General features: G+C 64.7%; 6 protein-coding genes. 5 read left to right on the top strand and 1 reads right to left on the bottom strand.

All coding sequences use genetic code 11. The annotated features are described in order from the left end of the window. Positions 1–31 precede the first annotated feature (31 nt). A complete protein-coding gene (locus WMO66_RS00910) occupies positions 32–835 on the bottom strand; it encodes a hypothetical protein (RefSeq protein ID WP_349134527.1) in 804 nt (267 codons plus the stop codon). Positions 836–1,083: 248 nt separating this feature from the next. Here WMO66_RS00910 and WMO66_RS00915 point away from each other — a divergent pair, with 248 nt between their 5' ends. The 5 genes from WMO66_RS00915 to WMO66_RS00935 are packed head-to-tail and all read left to right on the top strand — an operon-like array spanning position 1,084 to position 5,585. Then, entirely contained in the window at positions 1,084–1,806 is a 723-nt protein-coding gene (locus tag WMO66_RS00915) for a WecB/TagA/CpsF family glycosyltransferase (protein WP_349134528.1), read from the top strand. A gap of 3 nt (positions 1,807–1,809) precedes the next feature. After that, complete coding sequence (locus WMO66_RS00920) at positions 1,810–2,481, top strand: dTMP kinase (protein WP_349134529.1); 672 nt, start codon at positions 1,810–1,812, stop codon at positions 2,479–2,481. A gap of 3 nt (positions 2,482–2,484) precedes the next feature. After that, positions 2,485–3,045 (top strand): DJ-1 family glyoxalase III, encoded by a 561-nt coding sequence (locus WMO66_RS00925; RefSeq protein ID WP_349134530.1) that lies wholly within the window; start codon positions 2,485–2,487, stop codon positions 3,043–3,045. Next, positions 3,038–4,375 carry an endolytic transglycosylase MltG gene (gene mltG / locus WMO66_RS00930; protein WP_349134531.1) on the top strand — a complete coding sequence of 446 codons (1,338 nt, stop codon included), beginning with the start codon at positions 3,038–3,040 and terminating at the stop codon, positions 4,373–4,375. Before WMO66_RS00925 ends, mltG begins: the two co-directional genes overlap by 8 nt. Further along, positions 4,368–5,585 carry a peptidase U32 family protein gene (locus WMO66_RS00935; protein WP_349134532.1) on the top strand — a complete coding sequence of 406 codons (1,218 nt, stop codon included), beginning with the start codon at positions 4,368–4,370 and terminating at the stop codon, positions 5,583–5,585. The genes mltG and WMO66_RS00935 overlap by 8 nt, the downstream gene beginning before the upstream one ends. Positions 5,586–5,610 lie beyond the last annotated feature (25 nt).

Raw genomic sequence — 5,610 nt, forward strand, 5'->3', positions numbered from 1 at the left:
CGCAAACGCGCCGCTGCTCGTTTCTCCCCGCTTACTTTCCGCAGCTGCCGCAGCAGCTCGTTCCGCCGCAGTCGCTCCCCTCGGGGTAGAAGGCGCGGACGGGGAAGTCCACCCGGCTGAACAGCTCGCAGGGGTCCTCCTCGCAGCCCTCGTCGTCGCAGCACTCGCGCGTGGGCATGCAGTAGCCGCCGCTCTGGACGGCCAGCTGTGCGCCGCGCTCGAGCCGCACAGTCGAAAACTGCCCGACCGTCACATACAGCCGCCGCGTGCCGCCCGTGAGCACGAGCTCCTCGCCGAGCGCCTCGGCAATGGCGGGCGGGATCTCCGTCAGCTCCGTCTCGCAGCGGCAGCAGTCGCAGACCTCGCGGACCTTCGAGGCCAGGATCATCGGGTCGAGGGCCTCGACGACACCGACGGGGAGGCGGTCCTGCAGCAGGCCGTCCGGCGTGGGCAGCGCGTCCGTGCTCGAGAACGTCTTTGCCTTGCCGCGCCCGCCGTAGAGTGCAACGCGCTTTGTGAAGACCGCAAGGCCGGTGATGGTGACGGGGCGCGTTCCGCCGACGGTCGCATCGCCGAGGATGCGGTAGTAGAACGTCAGGTCGACCGCATAGTGCCCGCGCTTATAGGCCAGCGGCTCGACCTCCACGCGCGCGAACAGCAGCTCGGCGCAGCGGGTCTTGGCGCCGGTGGAGCGGTCGAGCGCCGCCTGCGACTCGCGGGTGAGATAGACGCGCAGATCCTCCACGCAGTCCTTATCCATGCAGCTGTCCAGAATCTGATCGGTATGAATGCAGACACGCGCATCGCAGGCCTGCTCAAGGGGTTTGTCTGGCATACGATAACCTCCCGGAAGAATCAGGGCAATACCGCTCAATTCAGCAAGAGCATTCGGCGAAGGCTGAAGGGGAATTATGCGGTGCTGCCTCAGTTAAAAGCGGAGTACAGCCGTGCCGGCCCGCTTTTACCCCATAGTATGCGCGGCGGAAAGAAATGTGCGCGCCGCACGGCCCGCCGGGAGTAGACAAGGGCGGGCAAGTATGGTAAAATAAAAGATACGAAAACGATAATGGAAGAGGTGTGCGCATGAAGACGAATGTTCTGGGCGTACAATATGATAATGTGACCATGGCGGAGGCGCTCGATACGGCGCGGGCGCTGCTGCAGCGGCCCGAGGCCTCGTACTGTGTGACGCCGAATGCCGAAATGGCCTATGAGGCCCTGCATGACGAGTCGTTCCGCGCGATCCTGAACGAGGCCTCGCTCGTCCTGCCGGACGGCGCGGGCGTCGTGCTGGGGGCGAAGATCCTCAGAACGCCGCTGAAGGAAAAGGTCGCGGGCATCGATTTTGCCGCGAACCTGCTCGGCGTGCTCGAGGAGACGGGCGGCAGACTGTATCTTCTGGGCGGAAAGCCCGGCATCGCGGAGCAGGCGGCCGAGAATATGAAGAAGACCCACCCGAAGCTGTGTATCTGCGGCACGGCGGACGGCTATTTCAGGGACGAAGCTCCCGTCATCGCGCGCATCAACGAGGCAAGAGCCGACGTCGTGTTCGTCTGCCTCGGCGCGCCGAAGCAGGAGTGCTTCATGCACGACCACCGCGCGGAGCTGAACGTCCGCCTGATGATCGGCCTCGGCGGCAGTCTGGACGGCTTTGCCGGGACGGTGCGCCGTGCGCCGAAGTGGATGATCCGCCTGCAGCTGGAGTGGCTCTATCGCCTGCTGCGCGAGCCGAGCCGCATCGGGCGCATGATGCGCCTGCCGAAATTCGTGTTCGCCGCATGGCGGGCGCGCGGAAAGAAGGGGTGACCCATGGGCAAACTGATCGTTTTTGAAGGAACGGACGGCTCGGGCAAATCCACGCAGTTTTCGCTCCTGACCCGCCGGCTGGAGGCGCGGGGCGTGGACTTCCGCACGATGGTCTTCCCGCAGTATACGGAGCCGTCGTCCGCCCTCATCCGGATGTATCTCGGCGGCGAGTTCGGCGCGCGTCCCTCGGACGTCAACGCCTACACGGCCTCGACCTTCTATGCCGTCGATCGCTTTGCGGCCTTCCGCAAGGTCTGGGGCGAGTATTACCGGAACGGCGGCCTGATGCTCTCCGACCGCTATACGACCTCAAACGCCGTCCATCAGGCCTCGAAGGAGCCGGAGCAGGACCGCGAGAAGTTTTTTGCGTGGCTCTATGATCTCGAGTACCGCCATATGGGCCTGCCCGTGCCGGACCTCGTGCTGTATCTCGACGTGCCGACGGAGCTGACGGGCCAGATGCTGCGCCGCCGTGAGCACGATACGCACACGCACGCGGACATCCACGAGCAGAATATGGATTATCTGCGCCGCTGCCGCGCCACGGGCCTGCAGGCGGCAAAGTACTACGGCTGGACGGTCATCGCCTGCGCAAAGGACGGTAAAATGCGCTCGATCGACGACATCCACAGCGAAATTTTCCTGCGCGTGCAGGAATGCCTGAAGGAGAACTGACACATGGTATATCTCATCCTTGGAGCCGGTTTTGAAGAAGCGGAGGCCATCGTGCCCTGCGACCTGCTGCGTCGCGCCGGAGTCGAGGTACGCCTCGCCGGCATCGGCGGGACGGACATCCCCGGCAGCCACGGCATCCCGGTCCATGCGGACTGCGCGGCGGAAGCGGCCGAGCTGACGAAGGCGGACATGCTCATCCTGCCCGGCGGGCTGGGAGGCGTCCGCTCCATCCGCGGCTGCAAACCGGTGCTCTGTGCCGCACGGGAAATGGCGCAGGCCGGAAAATGGGTCGCCGCCATCTGCGCCGCGCCGACGGTGCTGGCGGAGCTTGGTCTGCTGGAGGGCCGCCGCGCCACCTGCTACCCCGGCATGGAGCCGGAAATGCGCGGGGCCGTCATGCAGAATGCGGGCGTCGTGCGCGACGGAAATTTCATCACGGGCCGCGCCGCCGGAAGTGCCTTTGCCTTCGGGCTGGCGCTCGTCGAGGCGCTGTGCGGCGCGGAAACGGCTGCACGCATCGCTGCGCAGGTCGTCTGGAACGGGGAGGAGGCATCCCATGACTGAGGAACATCGCAGCGACGGCCGGTCCATCGACGAGATCCTGGCCGAAGCGCGCGCCGAGCTGGACAAAACGCCGGACGGGCCGCAGCAGGCCGCCGAACCGGGGACGCCGGAGCCGGACGATTTTACGCCGGATTTCGGCCACACGTTCGATGACTACGGCGAATTCGAGGAGCCGCAGCCCGAGGAGGAGCTTCCTCCGGAGCCGCCCCGCAAGCGCCACAAGCGCATCGTGCCGCTGTTTGTGAAGATCATTCTCTATGTGGTGATCGTCGCGGTCGTCTCCGTCGGCGCGGGGTATGCCGCCTGGGCCTGCGCGACGGATGTGCTGGCCTTCGGCCGCTCGAGCGATACCATTCAGGTCACCGTGCCGGAGAATGCCTCGCTCGATGCCATCGCCGACATGCTGCACGACAACGGCCTCATCCAGTACCCGTGGCTTTTCAAGCTCTACTGCAAGTTTACGCATTCCGCGGGCCGCATGGACGCGGGAACCTATGAGCTGGCCTATAACTATGACTATCATGCCCTTGTCAGCGGCATGACGGAGAGCGGCGGCACCCGCACGACCGTGCGCGTCATGCTGCCGGAGGGCGCAACCTGTGCGCAGATCTTCGCCCTGTTGGAGAAAAACGAGGTCTGCACGGCCGAAAAGCTCGGCGAGAGCGCCGCAAACACGCATTTTGACTACTGGTTCCTGGAGGACATCCCCTATGGCGAGACGAACCGCCTTGAGGGCTTCCTGTTCCCGGATACCTATGATTTCTATGTCAACGACGATCCCGACCGCGTGCTCGAAAAGCTGCTGTCGAATTTCAACCGCAAGTTCTCGGACGATGCTTCCGCCCAGCTCGAAACGCTGAACACGGCGCTTGCCGAGCGCTGGACCGCAAAGGGCTATGACGAGAGCTATATCGAGGCCCACCGTATGACGATCTATGATCTCGTCACCGTCGCCTCCATGATCGAGAAGGAGACAGCCTCCGCCAAGGAGAGCAGCACCATCGCCTCCGTTATCTATAACCGCCTGTGCGATCCCGCAAACTATCCGTACCTGAACATCGACGCAACGATCGTCTATGCGCTCGGCGGCGTCGACGGCGCGCTGACCTATGAGGACACGCAGATCGACAGCCCGTACAACACCTATAACCGCACGGGTCTGCCCGCCGGACCGATCTCCAACCCCGGCCTGTCGAGTATTTCCGCGGCACTGAACCCGGCCGATACGAGCTATTATTACTATGCGCTCGACGACTCCACGGGCCTGCATCACTTCTCCGAGAGCTATGACGAGCATCAGGCCTTCCTGGCGGGGCAGAACGATGCGTAAGCCCGAACTGCTCGCGCCCGCCGGAGACATGGAGCGGCTGCGCATGGCCGTCCTCTATGGTGCGGACGCCGTCTATCTCGCCGGAACGAGCTTCGGCATGCGCTCCTTTGCGGGGAATTTCTCCCCGGAGGAGCTGCCGGAGGCCGTCGCCTTTGCCCATGCACACGGTGTGCGTGTGCATGTCACGGTCAACACCATGCCGCGCGGGGACGAGCTTCCCGCGCTCCCGGCACACCTGCGCCTGCTGAACGACAGCGGCGTCGACGCCCTGATCATCGCGGACCTTGGTGTGTTCCGCATGGCGCAGCGCGAGGCCCCGAACTGTGAGCTGCACATTTCCACGCAGGTCAGCATCGCGAACGCCGCCTGCGCGGCCGCGTGGCATGAGCTCGGCGCAAAGCGCGTTGTGCTGGCACGGGAGCTTTCTCTCGAGGAGATCCGCGTCATCCGCCGCGATACGCCGCCGGAGCTGGAGCTGGAGACGTTTGCGCACGGGGCCATGTGCGTGTCGTACTCCGGCCGCTGCCTGCTGTCCAACTATATGACGGGCCGCGACAGCAACCGCGGCGCATGCGCGCAGCCCTGCCGCTATCAGTATGCCCTCATGGAGGAAAAGCGCCCCGGCGAGTATTTCCCCGTGTTTGAGGACGAAAAGGGCACCTACATCATGAATTCCCGCGATATGTGCATGATCGACCATCTGGCCGAGCTGGCGGAGGCCGGCGTGGACTGCATCAAGATCGAGGGCCGCGCCAAATCGGCCTACTATGCCGCCATCATCACAGGGGCTTACCGCCACGCGCTCGATGCCGTCGCCGCCGGGGAGCCGGTCGACCCGGTCTGGCGCGATGAGGTGGAGCATGTCTCGCACCGGCGCTACAGCACGGGCTTCTTCTTCGGCCAGCCGGGGCAGTATACGGAAAGCTCCCGCTATATCCGCGACTGGCAGGTCTGCGCCATCGTGACGGACTGCACACCGGACGGCATGGCGACATTGTCCCTGCGCAACAAGTTTGCCGCCGGGGATGAGGTCGAGATCGTCGGCCCGGATACGCGCCCGTTTTCCGTGACCGTGCCGGTCATGCAGGATGCGGACGGACTGCCGCTGCGCGAGCCGCGCACGCCGCAGATGGTGTTCCGCATGCAGCTGCCGCGCCGTGTCCCCGCGATGAGCATCGTCCGCCGCGCAGTCGACCTTTCGGCAAAGTGAAAAACAGCGGGCCGCTGCATCGCAG

The sequence above is a fragment of the Faecousia intestinalis genome (genome assembly GCF_040096185.1).
Lineage (GTDB): Bacteria > Bacillota > Clostridia > Oscillospirales > Oscillospiraceae > JAZOXB01.

What these genes read in the sequence shown, in the direction of transcription:
- WMO66_RS00910 (WP_349134527.1), bottom strand. Translation starts at nt 835, where the DNA reads ATGCCAGACAAACCCCTTGAGCAGGCCTGCGATGCGCGTGTCTGCATT.
- WMO66_RS00915 (WP_349134528.1), top strand. Translation starts at nt 1,084, where the DNA reads ATGAAGACGAATGTTCTGGGCGTACAATATGATAATGTGACCATGGCG.
- WMO66_RS00920 (WP_349134529.1), top strand. Translation starts at nt 1,810, where the DNA reads ATGGGCAAACTGATCGTTTTTGAAGGAACGGACGGCTCGGGCAAATCC.
- WMO66_RS00925 (WP_349134530.1), top strand. Translation starts at nt 2,485, where the DNA reads ATGGTATATCTCATCCTTGGAGCCGGTTTTGAAGAAGCGGAGGCCATC.
- mltG (WP_349134531.1), top strand. Translation starts at nt 3,038, where the DNA reads ATGACTGAGGAACATCGCAGCGACGGCCGGTCCATCGACGAGATCCTG.
- WMO66_RS00935 (WP_349134532.1), top strand. Translation starts at nt 4,368, where the DNA reads ATGCGTAAGCCCGAACTGCTCGCGCCCGCCGGAGACATGGAGCGGCTG.